This is a genomic window from Planktothrix sp. FACHB-1365 (assembly GCF_014697575.1).
GTDB lineage: Bacteria > Cyanobacteriota > Cyanobacteriia > Cyanobacteriales > Microcoleaceae > Planktothrix.
Genome location: NZ_JACJSC010000052.1, coordinates 1 through 22,607, shown reverse-complemented (window position 1 = coordinate 22,607; position 22,607 = coordinate 1). Strand labels below are relative to the sequence as shown.

The window sequence follows — 22,607 nt, the reverse complement described above, 5'->3', positions numbered from 1 at the left end:
TAAATTCCTCGACATTAGCCCCAATATGACTATTAATAATACTAGCCATATTGGATGCCTTGTTCCCTGAGCCTTCCGGTAATCCTTGACTTTTTTCAGTTTTTCTATTAAAGTTGTTAGCATCTTTATTTTAGAAAAAATAAGCGACCGCTCTTGATTTTATCAGGTAGCGATCGCTCTTTCTTTACTCTTTTCCCCCCGACTTTGAAACAGCCCTGAGTGGAGATGGGGGAAATGATGTCATTTTTGGACTTGAAGCACAAGATCATCTCTCTGGCGACGCAGGAAACGACTGGTTGAATGGAAACCAAGGCGATGACTTCCTTGAAGGCGGTGAAGGAGATGATACCCTACATGGCGGTAAAGATAATGATACTCTGATTGGCGATCGCGGCAACGATGAACTGTGGGGAGACCTGGGAAATGATATTCTAACTGGGGTAAATCCCGAAAACAACAATCCAGGAGTTGGAGAAGTCGATACTCTCCAAGGCGGAGAAGGTACTGATACCTTCGTTTTAGGTGATGATCTCCAATTCTATTACAATGACAATACGACTAATCCTGGTTTGGGTGATTATGCTCTCATCGTCGATTTTGATGCCGAAAATGATACGATTCAGTTGAATGGAAATCGTCAGGATTATCGCTTAGGAGATCAACCCGACGGCTTACCTTTTGGTGCTTCCTTTTACTGGATTAATGGAGAACAAGAAGAATTAGTTGCTATGATTCAAGGCACTCCATTCCCCAACCTAGAAGAAGATTACTTCACTTTCGTCTGATGAGGTAATATCAACTGATTTCTGTAATCAACCGTACTATCGCCCTTTCCCAAGCCGTTTAATTAACCGGGCAATTTGCCCCGCCCGTATCGCATTAGTAAAGCCCACTGCACGCCAGACACACGAACTGCGGAAAGCAACCATCACAGGCTTTTAAAGCGTTGTATAAATAACAAAATATTGTTCATAACTTGATACAGTTAACTGTCAAATTGACAAAAGAATGTTCGTAAATTGATACCATCAACTGTCAACTTAACACTCAAAAGTTTAAAGCTTTATAGGGGTATTGCAACGATTCATGAAAAATTCCGCCATATCGCCCGAAACGCTTACCTAGAGAGTTTCTTAGCGATACCAGCATTCCTCATTTCTACACCTTCTTGAATCGCACCTAATGCTTTGAGAGTAGCTTTTTGCCCCTCGTCCATCCCTGTTACCCCCGTAATATTCATGCCTTCGTAAGGAAGAATGCTCTTGAAAGTTTGTGTTAATTTATAGGTCTGTATATCCCACAGTTGAATAGGTTGTTCCAAAAATGCGATCGCCAATAACGGTTTCACAGGATTCCAATCCACTGACCAAGCATAATTTTTACCCTCAATAACCTGCTCACATTTACCCGTTCTCACATCCCAAATTCTGACGGTGGCATCACTACTGGCACTCGCCACCAGATTGCCATCGACATTCCAAGCTACGGAATAGATATGTCCCCTGTGGGACTGTAATATTCTTAAACACGCTCCAGAGGCAACATCCCACAGTTGAACGTTCCCATCATAATCTCCACTAACCAGGGTTTTACCATCAGGACTCAAGGCAATCGAATGAATCAGATGATTCGTCTCAATCACGCGCTCGCAAACCCCTTGGCTTAAATCCCACAACCGAATCGTTCTATCTGCACTCCCACTCGCTACCCGGTTGCCCACTGGGAACCCAACAACCGATATGACTTGGTTCTGATGATCTGATAGGGTTAATAAACATTCCCCAGAGTGAGCATCCCAGATCCTCACGGTTTGATCGTTACTGCCGCTAATGACAGAATTTCCATCCCGACTCCAAGCCACTGACCGCACCCAATTCTCATGTCCTGATAACACCTTTAAGCATCGCCCAGTCTGAACCTCCCAAATCCGAACGGTGGCATCTGCACTGCCACTCACAATCAAGCGTTCGTCAGGACTCCAGGCAACCGATAACACTTCTTTGGTATGTCCCTGAAATACCCTTAAGCATTCACCCGTTTGGCTATCCCACAGTTGCACGGTATAGTTCGTGTTACTACTCAACAGCCGAACTCCGTCTTGGCTCCACCGGACATACCAACAGGAGTTACTATAGCCCTGCAATGTTTTGAAACACTCACCCGTTTCAGAATTCCAGAATTTAATCACTTGATCAAAGGATGCACTGACGAGGGTACTGCCATCTCGGCTCCAGTCGATCGCCCAAACCCAACTCTGTTCCCCCTGAAACACGTGTAAACAGTTGAGAGAACTATCCCACAGCGGCAGGATTTGAGCGAGGCTTCCCCCAGCCAGTCTATGACCATCTGGACTCCATTCCACTCGATAGATACAATCCTGGGTGGTGGTTGCCTGTAAACACTCTCCGGTTTGCCAATCCCACAGTTTGACGGTTTGATCATATCCACTGCTCGCGAGGACTTTGCCATTGGGATGCAACGCTAACGACCACACCCAATATTCATGAGCCGGAATTACACGAATACAGTCCCCTGTCGTGACATCCCAGAGTTTAATCGTGTGATCGGTGTAGGCTCCTGCCAAAATAGTCCCATTGGCAAGCCATTCGACATCAAGAACCCAACAACTCTGATTCGTTAGCTTGCTTGAGCCTAAGCGAGTCAGACAGGTTCCAGTTGCTGCATCCCAAACCCACATCAATGGATCTTGCCCTCCACAAGCCAGTTTTTGACCATCGGGACTCAAAGCCAAGGCAAAAATCCATTTCGTATATCCCTGAAACTCTCGCAAGCATTGACCCGTGCGAGTATCCCAAACCAGAATTCTGTGTTCGGCACAACAGACTATCATTGTGCCATCAATACTCCAGTCCCCTGCCTTAATCCAGCCTCGTCCAGCCTGGATTGTCATCAATAGCTGCATCGGTTTAAACTGCCAAATATGCAGTCCTCCATTCGTATCTCCAATGGCAAAGCGTCGCCCATCGGGGCTAAATTTCACCCAGGCTCCCCCCGTAAATAGTTGGGTAAAGAGGGATTGAGCAAAATGAGCCGATTGAAAATTGATGTCCTGTAAGGTTGCACCTCGGAAATCGGCATGGCGAATTTTTAAATGAGAAAAGTCCCATCCCGTCAGGTCAATTTGTAGGTGTCGGCACAGATTGATCAAGTTACCGACACCGTAGTCAAAGAATGGCGTGGAGGCGTGGCGTAATGCGGTTAGAATCGATTGCAGATGCTGCTCTAGGGTGTCAGAATTGTAAAGTGAGTCTTGGAGTTTTTGGATTAAAGGCTGTAAAATTAATCGGACTTGAGTGTCTTGGATATAGTCTAAAACTGTTGTTTTAATTAGGGCGTAGCGATGAAAATAGGAGAATTTAACCGTTAACAGTTCGGTGACAAGGTGCTGAATTAAACTGTCTGTAACATATTCCATCACAACGGGCTGTAGGGTATATTCGCCTGATCGCTTTTCAATTAAGCTGCGCCGCGTTAAGGATTCTAGGGATTCTAATAGGGTTGCCCGTGAAATCGGAGGTACAATATCATCTTGTAGTTCTGCAATCGTTGTCCATTCTCGATTAATTGCCAACCAATACATGATAGTTTGTTCAACAGGTGACAACCGCTCAAACTGGCTATTTAACAAGATGCTGATGCCATTAAACACTATGATCTTTTCTTGTAAAAAATAGCTTATATTCCCTTCAAATAAACTCTGAATCGAGGCAGCAACAATTTTTAGGGCGAGGGGATTACAACAATATAATTCACACAGGCGACGTTTTTCTGTATCGGTTCCGATGAGTTTTTTGGAGTCCATTAAGGCGAGGGAGGTTTCCCAGGAACCGCTTAGGCAGAGCGATCGCACTGCTCCGTTTAAGTCTTCTGATATGGCAACTTTGGCAGATTTCTCACGACTGGTGAGTAAAATACAACTCTGATGAGAGGCTTCTCCCAGTAATTGCAATAATTCATCATAGTCTGTGAAATCTGGCTGGTAGTATCCCGCCACATTGCCAGCTTGTAAAATCGTTTCTTGATTATCCAAAATCACCAAGCAGCGATGGGTTTGCAACCAGTACAGGAGTCGTTCGGGTTTCGCTTGGAGATCTTGCTGGTTAGAAAGAAAAGGCACCAGTTCGGACAACAATGTCTCTAAGCGTGGGGCGTTGCGGAGACTTCGCCAAATCACAAATTGAAATTGTTCTTGTAGGAGTTGCGCGACTTTAGCGGCTAAGGTACTTTTACCGATCCCACCCATTCCCACCAAAGCAATCAGTCGGCAGCGATCTTGTATTATCCATCGGGTCAGGGTTTCAATCTCTTCACCTCGACCTTGGAAGTTGGAGACATTGATCGCCTCACCCCAATCAATTGACCGTTGGACTTGAGGTTGGGGAGTAGCCGTCGGAGCATTAAAGTGAGTAATAATACCGCGCAGATTGGTTTTGTTGACTTTGCGACCTAAAGCATCACTGAGGAGTTTCCAAAATTTGGGGCCGACGTCCCGTTGCAGATAGTTGATGGAATAGCCCGACCGCTCGGCGATGCGATCATAAGTGAGGTTATTCCAAGCACCGAACAAAAGAGCAACTTCAACCTCAGTTAGCGTTCTAGCGATTTTGGGAGCGATCACAGTGTTGACCACTTCCACTACCTGCTCAAATTCCATCTCTTTTCTCGCTCTGTATAAAGCTGCCTCTACCTTAAACCATACTTTCCATACTTGACAACTCCATACTTTCCTGTAAAGACAGCATCGGGGAGTTGGGATAGGCTAAGGGGAGTTTAAAAATATTAAAAGCTTATTTATCATTCTAAGTCCGAGAGAACTTGGAAAGCTTTTGGCTCATTTCTCTAATGAAGATACTGAAATAACTTCCCTAGATAAGCAGTTAAATTATGGACACCTCTAAAATGATTTTTGGCGAAACCGGACAAGATTCTATTCTCGATCTAAATTCAATTGTGATCTCGGCAAAGGTACGTGCCATAGACTTGCTCTGCCACTTTGCAGAACGGGAAAACTTTGAAGCTAATTTATCCTTGGCATTTGGCGATCGCTTTGATACTGCTAGGGCAGAAAATTTACGCCATAAACTACTTAATAAAACCGTTGAACTGCCAACCCTTGAAATTCGTTCTGCGGGAGAACTTAATGGCGCAAATGGAAGTTATGCTGCTGCATCACATACCATTTATCTGTCTGAGGAATTTCTGACTGAGAATGCCAATAATCTTGATAAAGTTGTCGCTGTGCTATTGGAAGAAATCGGCCATGACTTTGATGTGCAGCTTAATCGTACTGATAGTTTGGGTGATGAGGGGGAACTTTTCTCAGCATTGGTACGAGATGAAAGATTAGATGAACAGCAGTTACAGGCAATACAATCAGAAGATGATACAGCAACCATCGTGTTAGATGGACAGCCTGTTCAAGTTGAGACTGCAAACGACAAAATTTATGTTACTACCCTTTCCGAAGACCTGTTTGGGACAAACTTTGTATCGTTGCGTGAGGCTATCGAACTTGCCAACAGCACTCCAGAATCTGACATTATTGATCTAAGCCGAGTTTCTGGGAATATTGATCTTCTTTTCGCTCCATTGTATATCACTAGCGATATTACTTTTGTAGGTGATGGAAATGATGTTGTGAATGGTCGAGGCACTTTCAGGATTTTCAATATCTCATCAGGAAACGTCACATTTTCCAACCTCACGATTGCTAACGGATTAGCCCAAGGAGCTAATGCTTTAGGAAATGGGGGTGGTGCTGCTGGCGTCGGTGGCGCACTTTTTATTAATAGCGGTTTAGTGACGTTGGATAGGGTGACGATTAGCTCTAGTCGAGCCATTGGTGGGAACGGTGGTTCTGGTGGCTCTGGTGAGGGCAATGGTCAAGGCGGTAATGGTGGTAGGTCTCCCGGCATAGATGGAACTGATGGATTCGCTGGCTACACCGGCGCAGGTTCAAGTGGTGGTACAGCAGGCCCAAAGGGAATAGGCAATAATGATAGTCTAGGTGGTCGAGATGGTTTTTCCCCTAGCACGGGCGGTGGTGCGGGCGGCGACTTCTCAGGCGGTGGTGGCGGTGGCGGCGGTGGTGGCGGTGAAGGAGGTAATGGGGTCGCTGAACCTGCTGGTATAGCCGGTGGCAAAGGTGGTGATGGTGGTATAGGTGGTGATGGTGGTTTTGGCGGTGGCGGCGGCGGTGGTGGCGGTGGCGGCGGTGGTGGCGGCGGCGGCACGGGAACACCTGGAAATGGAGGTTCTGGCGGTTCCGGCGGTTCCGGTGGTGCCTATGGCGGTGCTGGTGGTGTTGGTGATATTGGACAAAGAGGGAATGAAGATCGTGTCGGTGGTAACGGTGGCCGTGGTGGTGGTGGTGCTGGCTTAGGTGGCGCTATTTTTGTCAACGCTGGAGCTAGTTTAGTTCTGAGCAACACCAGTTTCTCAGGAAATTCTGTCACAGGAGGGCAAGGAGGAACTGGAGCGACAAGTGGAAAGGCAGAGGGGGCTAATTTCTTTGTTCGTAATGGGGGTCAGGTTTATTCCCTAAATCCAACTGCGTTTTCCACAGGCTTCTATTTCGATGCAAAATCTTCTCCTACCAGTAATAACAATATTCAGAGCTTGCCAACCCTGAGTGTCGTGAAAAAATTTGATACAAAGGAAGGAAGTAATAATGCCGGTGAGTACACATTCACCCTTGATAAACCATTCCTTGCACCATTAACCATTAAATATAGCCTCAGTGGAACAGCGACTAAGAATCAGGATTACACCACATCGGAAACCTTAATTATTCCAGCGAATACTACAAGTGCGACCCTGAACGTCACTACTCAAGATGACAATATTTACGAGGGTGATGAAACCGTTATTTTGACCCTAAATCCAGGGGTCTACATCATCAACAATAATCAAAAGACGGCAACGGTCACACTCGCTGATAACGAGCCCGTGGTGAGTGTCGTGGGGCAAAGTAATCCCAAAGAGAATGGAACAAATGGCAGCTTTATTATTAACTTGACTGAGCCTGCTCCAGCAAACTTTAAAGTTTTTTATACTATTAGCGGCGATGCCTCTGAGGGTAATGACTACACCACTCTGAGCCGCGAGGTTCTTGTCCCGCAAGGGGCAAAAACCTCGACAATTAGCGTTGAAGCAAAAGATGACGCACTTTATGATCCCAACGAAACGATTACCTTAACATTAACAAACCCAACCCAGAATAATTATGGTGTTGATACTGCTAATAATAAGGCAACCCTAACCCTTGAAGACAACGATATCTTGCCCATTGCCCGGATCGAAAAGGTTTCAAATGCGACTGAAACAGGTACAACAGGTCAATTTAAAATCATATTATCTGCTCCTGCCCTCGAAGGGGGTGCAACCATCAGTTATGACCTAACTGGAACAGCAAAAGAGGGAGAGGACTTTAGCTCCATTACTCGTAGCGTTACAATCCCTAAAGGTCAAACCGAAGCCCTCATTGACATTACACCGCTTAATGACGGTATTTCTGAAGTGCCGGATGAAGATGTCATCATCACCTTGAAAGAGCCAACCGCTAGTAATCAAAATCCTAATACAGGTGGCAAGAGCTATACTTTGGAAGGATCTCCTCAAAAAACTGCCAGTCTAACGATTGAAGATGATGATGCCATTCCGGTCGCCAGTATTACGGCTACAACCGATCCCCGTGAAGCAGACTCCACACCTGGGGAATTTACCATCACCTTAACGACTCCTGCCCTAGAAGGAGGCACTACAATTCCCTACAGTGTTAGTGGCAGTGCAACAGCAGGGATCGATTACGAGCTACTCTCTGGAAATATCATCATTCCGCAGGGAGAAAAGAGTGGCAAAGTGACGATTAACCCAATTGATGACGCAAATTATGATCCTGATGAAACCATTGTAGTAACCCTGACTCCGCCTGCTGGTGATGCTCTGTATGATCTTAATCCTGAGCAAAACACGGCTACACTCACCCTTCAAGATAACGATGCCTTAGCCGTTGCGAAAGTTGTGAAGGTTAGTGATGCCAGCGAAAACGGTACAGTGGGGCTGTTCCGAGTCGAACTTGATGCCCCTGCGCCCAAAGGTGGAGTAACGATTCAGTACAACTTCAGTGGTAATGCCAATATCAGCAGCGACTATCAAGCGAGTCTCACTCCCGTCATCATTTCAGAAGGACTCACCAGTGCCTTAATTCCCATTACACCTATTGATGATGCGATCACAGAGGAAACTGAAACCATCACGCTCACCCTAGCGAGTGCGGCTGGATATACCCTGAGCGAAAATTCATTAATTGCTACCATCAATCTTACTGATAATGACCAAGCGGGGGCTACGGTTTCTGCAACCCAGTTGGTTACGACTGAAACAGGGAATCAGGCTCAGTTTGAGGTCAGTCTCACAAGCCAACCGACAGCCCCAGTCACGATCGCTGTAGAGGGGCTAGAGACAGCCGAGGGCAGTGTAGACCGATCCAGTCTTCGCTTTACTGATACAAACTGGAATATTCCTCAAACCGTCACAGTATCAGGTGTTGATGATGCCGATGTGGATGGCAGCCAAACCTATAACCTAACCCTGAAGAGCAACAGTGATGATGCCAACTATAACAACCAAATTTTAGGCACGGTTGAAGTCACAAATATTGATAATGACGGCTACGGTGTCCTGGTGATACCCAGTAGTGGCAAGACTCAAGTAAGCGAAAGTGGCAACGCTGAGACTTACGAGCTTCAACTCACTAAAACTCCGACCAGCCCGGTTGAGGTGACGATTCAAGCGGATGCCCAATTGCAGGTGAGTCTGGATGGCACGACCTACGCGGATCAACACATCTTGTCCCTGACTGATACGACTCCTCAAACTGTCTATGTTAAAGCTGTCGATGATGGGCAAGTCGAAGGTGGCCATGCGGGTCGTATTACCCACTCTATCAGCAGTTCGACAGATCCAAATTACACCAGTAGCACGGCGATTGCCGACTTAGATATCAGCATTCAAGATAATGATGTTCCGACTCTCAGCATCGCCAGTACAGATGATGCCAGCGAACAGAGTTTGGTGACAGGTGCATTTAATTTGGTTTTAAGCGATCCTGCACCGGCAAATGGCGTGACTGTTAACTACCGCATTGAGAGTTCTAGCACCGCAACCCTTGGCAGTGACTATACTGCTTTGAGTGGAACAGCTTTTATTCCTCCAGGGGCAACTGGAACGTCAGTGCAAGTGTTTCCCGTGCAAGACCCCATCACGGAGGCGGGAGGAGAAACCGTTAAACTCACCCTGGAAGCAGGCAATGGCTACACCCTAGATAGCACACCAAGTGCCACAGTCACGATTTATGATGATGATATCCCCGGTGTTCGTATCAATGAGACGGGCAATCGTACCCTTGTGACGGAAGGAGGTTTAGGAGATGTCTACACCGTCGTCTTGACCAGTCAGCCGGACAACAATGTTCTTATCGCAGTCAACGCCAATACAGAACTTGAAGTTGATCAGACGCTTCTGACTTTTACACCCGATAACTGGCAGACTCCACAACAGGTAATTGCCAGTGCGCCCAATAACAACCAAGTTGACGGAGATCGTTCGGGTACGGTCAGCCATACTGTAAGCAGCACAGACTCTACCTATGGCAGCAATGCCAATTTAGAAGCGGCGAATGGCTATCCTCCTCGTGCCATCTCTGTCACGATTCTAGAAGATGATGTTGCAGGCGTGAATTTTGCCCAAACGGGGAATATTACCGAAGTCAGCGAGAACGGCATTACCGACACTTACAGCGTCAAGTTAAGCAGTCAACCGACGGCCAACGTTACCGTTAATTTTAATACCGATCAGCAGTTGCAAGCGATCGCACCAATTACCTTTACCCCTGACAACTGGAATGTTGCCCAAAGTGTAACAGTAGCCGTGCAGGATGATGCCATTGCTCAGGGGAACCGCACCACCCCCATTACCCACACCCTCAGCAGTTCTGATCCCCTCTACAACGGTCTAGAAGCTGGTTCTATCCAGGTCAAGGTGGGGGATAATGACCAGGCTGGCGTGCAGATTGTTGAGACCGATGGCACTACGGTAGTGGAAGAAACCGGAGAACTCGATTCCTTTACGGTGCAGTTAAGCAGCCAACCCACGGCAGATGTCACTATTAACTTAGGCACAAGTACAGCTTGGGAAACGGATGTAACTAGCCTCACCTTTACCCCAGAGAACTGGAATACGCCACAAATCGTCATTGTTGAAGCCATTGAAGACAGCGCAACAGAACCCCGTGAAACCGCTCCTCTGAGCCTCAGCTTCAGCAGCACAGATCAAGCATACAATGACATTGCCGTTGATCCCGTGGCAGTTGAAGTGGTGGATGCGAGCGATCGCGTCTTAAGTGCCGATGAAGCTGACGCCTTCGACGATGCTTTTGATGGAATCCTCAATGATTTAGACACACAACTCCAAGAACAACTCGGCATCATTGAAATTCCGATTATTGGGTCTGCTTCTTCCATAGCCGATCAGTTAATGCCTTTCAAAGCAGCTCTGACGGAAAAAATGAAACAGGCAGAGGGAGTTAAAGTCAAAGATTTTGTTACCTTTATCAAAGAAGGTCTCGAATCTGCTCTTGCCAACACAGGTTTGAAAGTGAAAGTATCTGGTGGCTTTGCTGCCAAGAATGGATTAGGGTTTAACCTTTCAATTACAATATCATACCCAGCATGGAACCAAGACCTTAAAGCTGATCTCAGTAGTGATAGTTTTGGACTAGAGGTTAAGGGGAAAGCCGAAGTTGCAGGAACGGCAATTTTATCTCTGGGTTTTGGATTACAATCAAAATCTCCTAAATCTCTATCGGAAATTAAGTCAAAAGGTATATCACTTAATTCTGTTTTCGATTCAGTAAAAACTGTTGCTCCTGATGTAATTTTAGGGTTTATCCCGGGAGAACAGCCCGGTCAGTCAGCAAAGGGAGCATTTTTTATTGACACTGAGCAAACTTCATTGACAGTCAATTTGGGAATATCCTTGCCCGGCTTCCAAGCGGAAGGATTTTTAGGACCATTAACAGGAACTTTTAGAGACAACGATAGTAGTTTTGGCACAAAAACAAAAGCTGGTATTACTTTCAAGTTTGGTCTTAAAGATGCTGACATTGGAACTGGTTACAAATTCCTAGATGCCAACAAAAACGGCAAACTGGATGCTAATGAATTGCAAACAGGAGTAACTTTTGTCGGCAATTCTAAAAATGTCAAGTTAAAAATTGTCAATGATTTCGTTAAAGAAATTTCCAAGGATGAGAATGGTAATCCCAAACCCAAAACTGAATATACTCCTTCTGAGGGGACAGAAATTGTTATCATCCAGACTGGAGAGAAAATTAGCCCAACTTTATATCAAGAACCCAGCTTATTTCCAAGTCCATCTGTACGTTGGTTTGATGTCAATGATACTGGTTTAGTGGAGGGATTTGAACCCATCGGTGGACTTCTGACTAATGGAGAATTTGACTTAAAATATGAGACTCAGTTTGATAGTAATCTCAATGGTTTTTATGATCGTAATGATCGCTATCAAAATCGAGGTACACTATATACCTTTGTTCCAGACTATGCCCTTCAGTTCGATCAGCATAACTCTAAGTTTAATCCAGAAGATCCAAATGATGCTAATGGGTTTCGTTTTTTAGATGCTAACGGTAACACAATTTGGGATTATGAAGAACCTTGGATCAAGTCCGTAGGTCAGAGTTTTCCATCAGATGGTTTTGTAAAAGAACCTTTTGATAAAGATAACGATGGCAAATACGATGAATCCAAGGGAGAAGGAAGAACTTATACTCTCTGGGCTGTTAAATCTAAGCCAGCTATTCTTTTTGCAGACAACAATAATGATGGCTTATTTACACCATTATCTTACCAGGGGGTATATTCGCCAGTTAATTTTGAAAGCGAAGATGATGTTATTGAAATACCTACACCATCGGAACCTTTTGTTAATTCCCTACCCGATGGCACATTTCCAATCATTGAAGCTTTAGACAAAAATAAAAATGGTCGATATGATAGTGGAGATGGTAATTTAATTGTTCTCAGGGATGATGGCAATCGATTGAGTTCCACAGAGTTTGGCAATAATTTATCGATTGGTAAGACTACACTCTCTCTTTTTAAAGACCAGTTTGCAGCTAGTGGTTCTATTTCAGCAAATTTAGGTCTGCAAGCTCAATTTGGTGCAGATAAGTTAGGTCAAGGATTGCCAAATTTAGCAACAGAAATAGCATACGCATATACTCCGCTGCTTTATGAGTATAAAAACGGTCAAGGTAAGAAATTTATAAACGATCCTACCAAATCTCCTTTTACTGCCTCAGTTAATAACCTTCGTTTAGATTTAGGTTCGTGGCTAGGTAAACAGGTACAACCTTTTGCAGAACAAGTTGATAAATATATCGCGCCCATTCGTCCAGTTATTAATGCCTTAGGTAGTGAGGTCAAACTAATCTCTAGTTTGGGCTTAACTCCTGCTTTTGATATCAATAAAGATGGAAAAGTAACGTTACTAGAGATGGCTGGTAGTATTGATAAACTACTTAACCCCGATAAAGCTGCTCAGATTGAAGATGCTATCAAGGGAGTAGATAAATTTTATTCTTTACTTAACAAAATTTATACTTATATCGACATCCTTTCCGAATTTAAAGCTGAACAAGATTCAGGCATAATCATTAATTTTGGCAGTGTTACTTATCCCAAGCCACCTGGTTCTAATGCAGGGGAACTGACAACTCAGCAGGTGATTGACCAGTTAAATGCCCAAAATACGACTGCTACTCCCAAACAAAAAGAGTTAATTGATAAGGCGAAAAATGTCCTTAATGATAGTATTATCTCCCCGCTAATTTTCTCCAATATTCCAGGTCTGATTAAGGGCGAAGATGTGCCACTTTTGGGATTACAACTTCCTCCTTTTATTCTCGATTTTAGTCTAGAAAAAAAATTCCCAATTTGGGGGCCAATTTCTGTACTTTTGCAAGGAAACTTAAATGCAGCTTTAAATCTTGCTTTCGGTTTTGATACCAGTGGAATTAATCGATTGGCGAAAATAGTTAAAGATGGAACCTGGGATAGAAGTAATTCTTTACAACAAACAGCTTATAGCTTTTTACCTCTTGACGGCATTTATATCAGCGATCGCACGAATGTTAACGGAACCGGAGAAGATCGACCAGAGGTGACACTTAATGCCTCTGTTGCTGCGGGTGCAAAGGTGGATGTCGGTGTTGCGTCAGGCTATGTTATAGGGGGTGTTAAGGGAACGGCTAACCTTGACTTGATTGATGTTGGTGAAACGATTGGTAAGAGTGATGGACGCATTCATGTTTCGGAGATTGTGCAACAAGCTAAAAATGGGGGACTGTGGAATGTGTTCCGCTTGTATGGGGGAATTAATGCCTTTTTAGCTGCACAAATCAAAGCATTAGGCGCAACCGTCTATCAAGCTAATCTAGCAACTTGGCCATTATTTAGCTTTGATCTAGGCCCAGCTGGGATTAAAGCGGGGAGGGCATTTGATGGATATCTCGCAGGTAGCCAGATTTTCTTTGATGCCAACTTTAACGGACAGTGGGATTTAACCGAACCTCTCACCTATAGCAACGCAGATGGATCTTATCAACTCGATATTCCCCTCACCTTGTTCGATATTAATCAAAACGGTGAAATTGACAGTACCGAAGGGCAAATTATTGCAATTGAAGGGATTGATACTTCTACCAATCAACCCCAAACCGTCCCCCTCAAAACCACCGCAGATGCAACAGTCGCCACGCCGTTCACCACGTTGGTTGCGGAACTATCCGAGCTTGATTTAGCAACTGCCGAAACTCAGCTACAAGCGGGGTTAGGTCTGGCAGCGTTCGATCTGGATTTAACGAACTTCGATCCCATCGCTGCCCTAGCCCAAACCGAGGATACAGCCCAACAAAATCAAGGGTTACAGGTTCTAGCAGCCCAAGTGAAACTGCAAAACTTCCTGATTCGTGGCACTCAGATGATTCTGGAGAGTCAGGGCGAAACAGGCAGTCTGACAGAAGCTTCAATTGCCAACATCTTAATAGATGCAGTGGTTGTTGCGATCGCCAATGGCACGCTCGCCCTCGATCAAGCAACTAGCATTGAGAATTTACTGACTTATGCCATTCCTGTATTGCAGTCAGCCGCCCCAGGACTGGCTGTTCCTACCGACATCAGCGAGGTGGCGAACCAGATTGCTCTTGATAGTCAAACGATTATAACCCTCTTAGGCGATGGCACATTAACTTACGCTGAAATCGCTGAAAAAATCGCCGATGTCGTCGTGCCGTTAATAGATACCACAACAACGGCGGCGGTACTAGAGCCGTTCTTCGTGGATTTGTTTGATCGCCTCACCACCAAACTCGCGCAGTCAGAACGAACACCGGATGTCGCCACAAATCTCGTTAAGGATGCTTTTAGCCTTCCCACTGGAATAGACCTCAGTACCTACAACGCCCTCGCCGCTGCCGAACAAGGCGATCCTGATGCGATCGCAATCTTTGCTCAACAAGTCCAGTTACAGAGCTTATTTGTACAAATGAGTGAACTGTTACAAGGTACGGATACAGAGCAGTCAACGTTCACCGCAGCAGACACGGTAATTCAGGCGGTGGCGGATTACGTGGTCGCCCAACCCCCAAGTGCCTTAGCGGATTTAACCCAACAGACGATGTTACAAGACTTAATAGCAGCCACTGTTCCTCAGCTTGCCCCAGAAGTCGCCACTCAGGTGGCAGAGGTGATTTCTGCCAGCAATGCTCAAATCCAAGAGATTGTGGTGGCTCAAGACCTAGATGTTGATGAGAAACTGACCCAAATTGCCCAAGTGCAGTATGTGGCACAAACTCTCATTCCCCAAGATCTCAAAGAATTGGGTGCAGGCAGCAAAGATGGGGAAACCGTTATCCAAACCTACACAGGAAGCAGTTTGGATGAGAAGATTAACGAAGCAGCAGAACAGGTTAATAATCCCGCCCAGCAAGTCCCAATCAGCAACGAGGCTCCCATTGCAGAAGCGGATGTCTTTACCCTCAATAACAAGGCACCAGCAACAATCGATGTGTTGGCAAATGATATTGACCCCGATGGCGATTCCTTGGAGATTACGCTGCTAACTGCTCCGGATGGTCTGACAGGCAGTATCACGCTGAATGAAGATCAGACAATTCGCTACGAACCCCAAGCTAACTTTTCGGGTACAGAAATCTTCTACTATGTTGTTTCGGATGGTAAGGGGGGTATTAAGAGCGCCCAGGTCACGTTAGAGGTGCAATCAGATAACAATATTCCCACTGTGGTTGGAGCAGGGATTGAGGATCAAATTGCCTCAGTAAATGATCTGTTCTCCTTGAATGTCAGCACCCATTTTAGCGACCCTAACCCAGAAGATAGCCTGACCTACACTGCAATGGGCTTACCCAACGGCTTTAGTATCAATCCCGAAACGGGTCTTCTCTCAGGCACGACTTCTAACCCAGGCATCTTTACAGTCAATGTCACCGCCAATGATGGACATGATGGCACAGCGAGCGATGCTTTTGACCTGATCGTGGCGAATAATCAAACCACTTCTGGTAACGACATCATCTATATGAGTAAACTCACTCATCTCCAGAAAAATAAAGTCAATAGCAAAACTGGCGATGACCGCGTGATTGGTACGAGTGCGGATGAGCGCATATTTGGTGCAGAAGACGATGATTACCTGGATGGTCAGGGGGGGAACGATGAACTCCGAGGGGGCGACGGCAACGACACGCTCTTGGGTGGACTTGGCAACGATGAACTCCGAGGTGGACTTGGCAATGATGAACTCCGAGGTGGACTTGGCAACGATGAACTCCGAGGGGGCGACGGCAACGACACACTTATGGGTTCGACAACGGGTATAGATAGTACCCATCAAATCGACAAACTCAATGGGGGCAACGGAGCTAACACCTATATTCTAGGAAATGATACCTCAGTTTTTTATAGCAGTAATCTGTTGAATGACTATGCTGAGATTTCTAGCTTTGATGCTGATGATCGCATTCAACTCAAGGGTGTTGCGAGTGACTACTCTCTAAGATCAGTACCATCCTCCGTGTCTGCCAAGAAAGCATCGGTTGGCATTTTTACTCAGTCTGGAACCGAGTTAATTGCTGTTATTAATCAGGGGTTAAATACGAAGATCAATTTAGAAGAAGATGGTCGCTTTAACTTCTTGGGTTGAGGAAATTAAATGTATTGTGGCTACAGGCTAATTGGAGAGTGAAAAATTTTGGGGGAGATGGCTAATCAATAGGAATTTTTAACCCATATTCCGCAGGTGGGCATCGAATTTTTTACTGATCCTAAGAAATTCGATGTTCATTACAATTTTTCGTTAAATTCTCCCTGACGGGGTGACAACCCCGTTAAAAGGTTGATAAAATCAAGGACATAGCCCTTAACCCCCTCTGAAAAAAAGGCAACTTGTTACGTCTTATCAGCATTAATTCATTGACAATTTCTTGAAAAAACTCCATTCCTATTACCCAAGATTGACCGTATAATCCCATCCAAAAACTGCTGTGACGGCGTAGCGATCGCTTTTCTTCTTTGAGCCGACCTATATAGTTTTGAATTCCCTTGCTTTTAATCTGTTGACCTTGGAGAATCGCACAACTGTAAGCCAGGGCGATGAGTAGAATTAAGCTGTTTAAACGGTGTCCAGATGCTTGAGTTTTTTCTAAATTATAACCTCCTGTTTTACAGTCTTTGAACATCGCTTCAATCCCACTTCGACATTTAAAAGCTGTAATTGATTGCTGTAAATCTCCAAGATTTGTTAGTAGATACCAACCTTCAGTTTCGGCTTTTCCTCGGTATTTTCGTTTCCAATAAGCAGCGACATCAAAGCTACCAAACCCTTTCTGTTTAGTGACTTTAACACCTCTTAAGTAAAAACGAGTTCCCGGCAATAAACCCAACTCAGACAAACGAGTATAATCTTCTCCATCTGATTGAATGTAACGCTCCTGTTTAATTCTTAAAATAAACTTGACTTGCTGCTGACAGAGCCATTGCCCTAGCTTCACACTGCCAAATTCTCGATCGCCTAATAGAATGATTTCATAATCTTTCAATAACTCTAAAATGGGAGTAATTAGAGCTTGTTGTTCTTCTAAATTACTACTTCCCCTTTTCTCTAATAGTTTCCAGTACAAAGGGATAGCTCGTTTGTCCCAAATTAGACTAATCATAAATACACTCTTCTGTTTGAGAGTGAGATATTCAGTCTCTTTGAGTTGTTGTTGCAGATAGATTTGGTAAAATTGAGGAATCAGTGCGAGACGTTCCTGTCAAAGTTTAGGAATAAACCCCAAAACCTAAGCAGGGAGATAGGTTCAGACAATTGTTACTAGGTATAAACCCAATAATAAATTCAATCAAGCCTATCTTAACTTTGAAAATGTAACCCTAAAGGAGGGTTAATCTCGGAGTCAATGGTGCGGCTTTCCGAACAACAAAATACGGCAGCCTATTCCAAAGAGATACGGCAATTCCCACAGTGTCAGACTGATTATCAAAACTCTGAAGCTGGGTATAACGGGAAATCGGATATAAGTCAAATATCTAGGTAGTTCTCTAGCCAATTGTCCAAGAATAACGAAAGTAAACATCCGGCTTGAACCGTCGTGACAATAAGGAACGTTAAAACCCCTCATATACTCCTACAGAGGTCGAATACTGTTAGGTAGCCACAAATCTAAGGCGGATGTTATGAGGGCGAGAGATGGAGTCAGAAGCCAAAGCCTAGATGTAATGTCTAGGATACGCTGATAGATTCCGGTTTAGTTGTTAGGTAAGGTTTCAATTAGCAGTTAAAACGGTGAAAACGAGTATAATCAAGACTACGACTGCATGGAATTCTATCAATTGGGCGAAAGTTCAACGGGTAGTATTTAAGCTGCAAAAGAGAATTTACCAAGCATCATTATCGGGACAAAATGCGAAAGCTCGGAATCTCCAAAAACTTCTAGTTAAGTCATATTACGCCAAACTCTTAGCGATAAGAAGGATAAGCTGTTACGCATTTAAACTTAATAGGAGTCCCTACTTGACCCGACATATTAAGCGCTACGGGGATTATGTGGTGGATTGGAAGAATATTCCTCAACCTTGGGAACAGGCTATTCCTCTCCCAGTTTCTTTACTCGAAACCTAGATTGGATAAGGCTTTGGCGGTTTATCTTGCACTTTTTTACACGTATCTCGGCTCAATGCCCTTATGGGCTAAACCTAAAGTAATTTTTGAATTAATATTCATTTGACCAACTGGAACACAGCAGAAATCGATAAAATGGCATCCCATTAATCGAGTTTTGAAAGAAATTTTCGGTAAATTATTCTATCCAATAAATCCGGTGCAATTAATTTGAGCCAATGCCCCAAACGTCCTTGACTTGTCATTACTAATTCTCGTTTTCTTTCTTGCATTGCCCTGAAAATCTGCTCGGTACATTCCTCAATCGACATGATATCTTTTTGCCCCTTTGGTAAACCTGTAACCATTGGTTGTCCATCGGCTCCCAAAATTCGGTTCCGAATATCCGTAGCAACAAAACCCGGAGAAACCACTAACACATCTACCCCCGTCCCCCGTAATTCAATTCGTAAAGAATCAAAAAAACCTTGCATTGCGTGTTTACTGGCTGCATATCCAGAACGGGTTGGAATTCCTGTTTTACCCGTCAAAGATGAAATCGCCACCAGCAATCCTTTAGAGGTTTTTAGATAGGGAAGTGCATAATAGGTACAATAAACAGAACCTAGATAATTCACCTGCATAATCCGCTCAAATAACGTGAGATCTTTGACCTCTTCAAATCGCACTGACATACTGATCCCTGCATTATTGACCAGTCCATCAATACTGCCAAAATATTTCACGGTTTGCTCGATTAAATGACAGCAATCTTCGGGCTTTGTGACATCGGTGGGAACGCTTAAAGCTTGAGTCCCACTTTGAATACAAGCATCAGCTATTTTTTCTAAAGCGTCTTGATTTCGTGCAGCAAGAACGAGTTTGGCGCCTTGGGAAGCTAGTTTGAGGGCTAAAGCTTTTCCAATCCCCGCAGATGCGCCCGTAATTATAAAAGTTTTATCAATAAAATCCATCATAATTTTAATTGAGCAGGAAACGAGCTTCACTCATTTTGTGCCGGAAGTTGAGGCGATCGCCACGGCTACCCTGATCGAGTTGGAACACGAAGGCTGGCGAGTCATTCCCACGGCTTCGGCAACTCAGCTTACCATGAATCGAGAAGGGATTCGGCGCTTGGCTGCCGAGGAGTTAGGGCTGAAAACCTCGCCCTATCGTTTTGCTGATGTCATCGTTTTGACAGATGATGCAGGTTGACACCCTCCCAACACCAACGATCAAGCTTATGGTGTGGGATTCCCAAGACTCACGACTTGGATTTTCTGCTTCCGTCCCTTTAACAATAAGTAAGAATACTCGCTAGATTTTTTTGTTGATTTCACAATCCCAAAACCCCCATAAGCTTTTCAAACGTGCTATATTGATTTCAAAGAATGAATACCGGTTAGCAACATTTGTTTTTAGTATTAACGAGTTTTCACGTTTTTCCATTGACAGACTTCTCTCCGAGCATTTACTCTACACATCCTCTAATCTTTGGAGACAAGCTATGTCAATCTATGTAGGCAATCTGTCGTATGACGTTACTAATGACGATCTGACCTCTGTATTTGCAGAGTATGGATCTGTAAAGCGAGTTCAGCTTCCTGTGGATCGTGAAACGGGTCGTATGCGTGGCTTTGGTTTTGTAGAAATGAGCGCAGATTCTGAGGAAGCCGCTGCCATTGACGCACTAGACGGTGCGGAGTGGATGGGTCGTGATCTGAAGGTTAATAAAGCCAAACCTCGTGAAGATCGCGGCGGCTCATTTGGTGGCGATCGCGGAAACGGTAAAAACTTCTCTCGTAACTACTAAACATCACAGCTGAGTTAGTAGTTTGCCTGTAGAGGTCAGACCTAATTAAGAAGGGTTTAAGCATTTTTGCTTGAACCCTTCTTGGTTCTAACTTAGCAATTTGGGTCAGTATCAGTTGCTACTCAAACGCCTTACTATTGTCTGCTATCTCTTCATCAATCAAACACCTGATAATACTGACACATATATTCCACAATGTAATCCTTAGCAGGTTTCAACTCAGGAATATAGGCATCAATGGCATTCCGCACAGCATCCGTAAACTGTACATAATCATCCAGCTTATCGCTGACAAACGGTTCCAGGCGCTTAATCAGTTCGTAGTTGCTATCGATATCAGCGGCTTTGAGGGTTTCTTCAGGGGTTTGCGGGGTTTTATCCACCGGAATTTCAGGCAGAACCCGACTGACAAAGGTGACACGGTGCATTACCCGCCAAGGGATGCTTTTTTCCGTATCTTTTTTCGCCTTTTGTTGGGTCTTAAGAGCATTCCGAATAGCAGCCGCATTAGGATGCTTACTTTCCTCTAACCAAATCGGATCAACCACTTTGTTGACAAACGTGTCAAAGTTCTGCACACTCGGCTCCAGATAAAATGTCATGAAGCGATAGGCATCCACTTTACCCGCTTGTAAAACAGGTTTGCCGTTTTGGTCATAAATCGGCTTGCTATCGACATATTTTTGGATGTTGTCGGGTACTTCCAACTCAACATTGAGGCTAAAGGATTTTTCCGAGTCTCGGGTTTTGCTCTTGGTGAGGTTCAAACTGCCTCCAATCGCAGCTTCCATCTCCAGCTTCACACCCACACCAAAGATCTCGATATCCGTGCCAAAACCACCCGTAGCAGAACCCTTCAACGAGAAGGAACCGCCAACGGTTTCACTCATGGAGTCCGTTAACTCCGTTGTTTCGGCAAAGAAGCCACCCTCTGCCGTCCAAACGTAGGTATTAACCAGGTTACGTTTAGCTAATTTTTCTGGCAAGCGCTTATCGCCTGTTAACCCGCCAATTAAGCCACCCACAGCAGCACCAGCAACAGCCCCTAACGGCCCTGCGAGCGCACCAATACCCGCTCCAATGGCAGCCCCTTTACCCGCTCGATCCGCATCTAATGGCGAGGTGCTGAAGTTTTCATAGTAGGTCTTCAGTTCCTCTTCTTCCTGGCGAATCCGATTCTTCAGAGAATAGGCTTCCTTCGGTTTAAAGTAGCTATATTCCCCGTAGTCACGGGCGTTTTTGTAGTTGGGATCATAGACATTGCCATTGTCATCCATGCCAACGCGACCATCTAACGTGCCTTGGCAAACATAGCGCGGATTCATCTGGAACGGAATCAGGTTCCAATCTTTAGGAATATCAGGATTCGGTTGAAACCGGAAGGCAATCAACACATTATTGTGTTCCATCCGCATCGCAAAAATATCTGCCGTGTCGGACTGCACCAGGGCAAACCCCGTGTTGTTGAAGACAAAGCGTTGACCAATGGCAGTGTTCAGAACATGATGATCACTTTCCCAACAGCCCAGCGCCTTAACTTTGGTGTTCTTGGAGACGTTTTTGCCAGAACTGACGCTGCTTTCACCAGACCAACCATTGCTGGTTTCCATACTGCCTTCGAGCTTGGCTTCAAAGTCAATTTCCGTGACTTCCTGGGCGATGCCTCCCCCAAACGGCGCAATTACCGTATAAGTTCCTGTGCCGCCCCCAACGCTAGCTGCCATTTTGAACGCCGCATCTAACGTGCCTTCTTTGGAGGCAGATAGGGTATACTGCACGTTGTCCGCTTCTACAATTTCCACCAACGAGCCACCAGCATAGTCATCCTGAGCATCCATCGTACAGTTCTCGCTGGGTACAGGTGGCGTCCCTTCAATAAATCCCACAATTTGGGGATCATACTGAGCTTGACCGATCCATTCGGTAATGATGTTGCCAATTTTAAAGCCCGTAATCAACTGCCATTCGCCATCTTTAATGTAGGAATAGCAGCGTTTCATCACCCCGATTAACTCGTTGTCACTGTTATATTGGGTGTCGCCATATTCCTGAATTGCCGGACAACTGTGAATTTGCCCCTGGAAGGTGGTTCGGACTCCTGCCAAGGCACTGCGAACTTGGGGCGTTTCGTAGCTGACCGGGGCATTAGAAATCTGCCAATCCGCGTTTGTAACGATGAGGTGATTCGCTCGACCGGAACAATCCGGCAGTCGGTCTTCGGCATCTGCATCAAACTGATAGTAAGCTAAAAGATCTTTGCGATCACCCAACACGCGCCGGAACAGATTATCCTGAATTTGCTCTTGGGTGCGAGTTGTTTTCCAGATGCGGGTTTCTTCTAAGCTGCCTTTAAACAAGTGTTGCTGAACATTGTTTTCTCGGTATCCGATACTTTTTTGCTAACATTTGTTAACAAATACATAAGTTAAGATAATTTCTTAACCAAGGCGTATCAACCAATGCACGAAGGAAAATCCCTCGCGCACCATTTAGATCCCTGTCCATCTTTAAT

General features: G+C 44.9%; 8 protein-coding genes and 2 pseudogenes. 5 read left to right on the top strand and 5 right to left on the bottom strand.

Going from position 1 to position 22,607, the window contains the following annotated elements:
• Nucleotides 1-123, bottom strand: a pseudogene (locus tag H6G57_RS29290) (ISAs1 family transposase); the annotation flags it as partial.
• A gap of 92 nt (nucleotides 124-215) precedes the next feature.
• Here H6G57_RS29290 and H6G57_RS28070 point away from each other — a divergent pair.
• A complete protein-coding gene (locus H6G57_RS28070) occupies nucleotides 216-785 on the top strand; it encodes a calcium-binding protein (RefSeq protein ID WP_255528415.1) in 570 nt (189 codons plus the stop codon).
• A gap of 332 nt (nucleotides 786-1,117) precedes the next feature.
• Here the strand turns inward: H6G57_RS28070 and H6G57_RS28065 are convergent, their stop codons facing one another.
• Nucleotides 1,118-4,675 (bottom strand): NB-ARC domain-containing protein, encoded by a 3,558-nt coding sequence (locus H6G57_RS28065; RefSeq protein ID WP_190525033.1) that lies wholly within the window; start codon nucleotides 4,673-4,675, stop codon nucleotides 1,118-1,120.
• Nucleotides 4,676-4,905: 230 nt separating this feature from the next.
• Here H6G57_RS28065 and H6G57_RS28060 point away from each other — a divergent pair, with 230 nt between their 5' ends.
• Entirely contained in the window at nucleotides 4,906-16,326 is an 11,421-nt protein-coding gene (locus H6G57_RS28060) for a Calx-beta domain-containing protein (protein ID WP_190525030.1), read from the top strand.
• Nucleotides 16,327-16,510: 184 nt separating this feature from the next.
• On the opposite strand, the gene H6G57_RS28055 is transcribed toward H6G57_RS28060, so the two are convergent.
• Nucleotides 16,511-17,338 carry an IS4 family transposase gene (locus tag H6G57_RS28055; protein WP_190525029.1) on the bottom strand — a complete coding sequence of 276 codons (828 nt, stop codon included), beginning with the start codon at nucleotides 17,336-17,338 and terminating at the stop codon, nucleotides 16,511-16,513.
• Between the two features lie 629 nt (nucleotides 17,339-17,967).
• Here H6G57_RS28055 and H6G57_RS28050 point away from each other — a divergent pair.
• Nucleotides 17,968-18,162 (top strand): annotated as a pseudogene (locus tag H6G57_RS28050) (reverse transcriptase N-terminal domain-containing protein); the annotation flags it as partial.
• A gap of 287 nt (nucleotides 18,163-18,449) precedes the next feature.
• On the opposite strand, the gene H6G57_RS28045 reads toward H6G57_RS28050, so the two are convergent.
• Nucleotides 18,450-19,259 carry an SDR family oxidoreductase gene (locus tag H6G57_RS28045; RefSeq protein ID WP_242049117.1) on the bottom strand — a complete coding sequence of 270 codons (810 nt, stop codon included), beginning with the start codon at nucleotides 19,257-19,259 and terminating at the stop codon, nucleotides 18,450-18,452.
• A gap of 79 nt (nucleotides 19,260-19,338) precedes the next feature.
• Here H6G57_RS28045 and H6G57_RS28040 point away from each other — a divergent pair, with 79 nt between their 5' ends.
• Nucleotides 19,339-19,497, top strand: coding sequence for a hypothetical protein (locus H6G57_RS28040; protein ID WP_242049116.1), 159 nt, complete (start codon nucleotides 19,339-19,341; stop codon nucleotides 19,495-19,497).
• Between the two features lie 292 nt (nucleotides 19,498-19,789).
• On the top strand, nucleotides 19,790-20,095 hold the full coding sequence (locus H6G57_RS28035) for an RNA-binding protein (protein ID WP_190525027.1): 306 nt from the start codon (nucleotides 19,790-19,792) through the stop codon (nucleotides 20,093-20,095).
• Between the two features lie 155 nt (nucleotides 20,096-20,250).
• On the opposite strand, the gene H6G57_RS28030 is transcribed toward H6G57_RS28035, so the two are convergent.
• Entirely contained in the window at nucleotides 20,251-22,452 is a 2,202-nt protein-coding gene (locus tag H6G57_RS28030; RefSeq protein WP_190525025.1) for a hypothetical protein, read from the bottom strand.
• Between the last annotated feature and the right edge of the window lie 155 nt (nucleotides 22,453-22,607).

Bases quoted from the DNA above. Each gene is read 5' to 3' on its own strand.
- H6G57_RS28065 (WP_190525033.1), bottom strand. From the start codon at position 4,675: ATGGAATTTGAGCAGGTAGTGGAAGTGGTCAACACTGTGATCGCTCCC.
- H6G57_RS28060 (WP_190525030.1), top strand. From the start codon at position 4,906: ATGGACACCTCTAAAATGATTTTTGGCGAAACCGGACAAGATTCTATT.
- H6G57_RS28055 (WP_190525029.1), bottom strand. From the start codon at position 17,338: ATGATTAGTCTAATTTGGGACAAACGAGCTATCCCTTTGTACTGGAAA.
- H6G57_RS28045 (WP_242049117.1), bottom strand. From the start codon at position 19,259: ATGATGGATTTTATTGATAAAACTTTTATAATTACGGGCGCATCTGCG.
- H6G57_RS28035 (WP_190525027.1), top strand. From the start codon at position 19,790: ATGTCAATCTATGTAGGCAATCTGTCGTATGACGTTACTAATGACGAT.